The 1,853-nt window shown below is 59.3% G+C and carries 2 protein-coding genes; both read right to left on the reverse strand.

Annotated features, from left to right (window positions below; all coding sequences use genetic code 11):
- Window positions 1-124: 124 nt before the first annotated feature.
- Complete coding sequence (locus A2I95_RS34805; protein ID WP_291737133.1) at window positions 125-499, reverse strand: HAD hydrolase family protein; 375 nt, start codon at window positions 497-499, stop codon at window positions 125-127.
- A 203-nt stretch (window positions 500-702) separates the two neighbouring features.
- Window positions 703-1,853, reverse strand: a 1,151-nt coding sequence (gene glf / locus A2I95_RS34810) for a UDP-galactopyranose mutase (RefSeq protein WP_291737134.1), incomplete at its 5' end; no start/stop codon positions are given.

The following is a 1,853-nucleotide window of genomic DNA, read 5'->3' on the forward strand; positions in this document are numbered from 1 at the left end:
TGATAGAGGCGCTGGTGCCCGAAGGGCAGGAAGGCGGGCGGGATTCGGCCGTATTCGGCAGCCAGCTCAGTGTTCACATATGCCGCCGAGGTCACTAGGGCCGCTGTGGCCTGCACGGCCTCAGTCATGGGGTAATTCCCAGAAGTTCATTAATTTCCTCGTGGCTCATCCGGGCGAACTCATCCGGGCGGATAGCCTTGTCGTCGATATAAAACCCTTCGGTGCCGCACCAGGGCTTTCCGATTTGCAGCTCATCACAGGGGATATTGTGCTGGTCGAGCCACTCCAGGATCACAGGCACGGTATTGCGGGTGATCTTGCCCGTGTTGCCCTTATAGGTCCGCATATTGCGGGCGGTCGCAATCACAATCTCAAACCCCTTGCGGTGATATTCGGTCAGGGCTGCGACGACATCCGGATTGGGGCTCTTGTCTGCATAACCAACACCGGGCGTGTCGATTGTCAGCGTGCCATCGAGGTCACAAACAATACGTTTCATAAGGCCTGCTTTCACTGCTGCTTATCTGCCGCCGCGGCTTCTAACCGGCAGGATGGATGCATTGCCGGAGCGATGCGGAGACGATCGTTCCACCGGGGTTATAGACATTGATGAGGTTCTCGTTCAATGGGGGATTGTGCGGTGGAACCGGGGCTGTGTTTTTGGCGGAAGCCGACTGTGCCGGGGCCGTATTGGAAGGGCTGTCAACCCAGCGGCGGCACGAAAAATGCAGGCATCTGTTGCCCTGTTTTTGCAGCACCGGCAAAGCCGCGGGCGGCGTCCAGGGCTTCGCGGATGGTCACATCCATGTCCAGGTAGCGGTAGGTGGCCAGACGGCCGACAAAGGTGACGCCGCGGGTTTCCTCCGCCAGCTTCACATAAGCGGCCAGCAGTTCCTTCTCCTTCACCTGGCGGACCGGGTAATAGGGAATGTCGCCGGGCTCCGCCAGCCGCGAGAACTCGCGGTACAAAACCGAGCCCTCGTGGCTTTCCCAGGGGCTGAAATGCTTGTGCTCGGTGATCCGGGTATAGGGCACCTCTTCCTCGCCGTAGTTCATCACCGCGCAGCCCTGGTAGTCGCCCTGATGGGTGAAGCGCTCGAAATCCAGGGTGCGGTAGCCAAGGCGGCCCAGCTCATAGCCGAAATAGCCATCGAGCGGCCCGGAATAGAACACGTGGTCATGGGCTTCGCCCATCTCCGCGCTGAATTCGGTCTCCAGCTGAACGGTGATGTTCTCATGATCGAGGATCTTCTCGATCATCGCGGTATAGCCATTCTCGGGCATGCCCTGGAACTGGTGGAAGAAGTAATTGTCGTCATAGTTGAACCGCACCGGCAACCGCTTCAGGATGCTTGCGGGCAGCTCGGAGGGGTGCATGCCCCATTGCTTGATGGTGTAGCCCTTGAAGAAGGCCTCATAAAGGTCCTTGCCGACAAAGCGCATCGCCTGATCTTCAAAGGTCTCAGGGTTTTCAATCGAGGTATCGGCCTGTTCGTTGACGATGAAGCTGTGCGCTTCTTCGGGCCGCATGGTCTTGCGGAAGAACTGGTTGATGGTGTGCAGATTGACCGGCAGCGAGAACACTTCCTGCTGCCCCGACAGCCCGCGGGTGGTGGATTTCACCCGGTTTTTGTAGGGTTTGAAGGTCTCGAAACTGTTCACATAGTCCCAGACTTCAGCGTCATCGGTGTGGAAGATATGCGGGCCGTAGACATGCACCATCACGCCGGTGTCCGCATCGCGCTCGGTGTGGCAGTTGCCGCCGGCATGGGGGCGGCTGTCGATCACGGTGACGCTATGGCCTGCCTCGGCCAGATGGCGGCCGATCACGGCCCCCGAAAGGCCCGCGCCCA

It is taken from the genome of Leisingera sp. F5 (assembly GCF_001593695.1).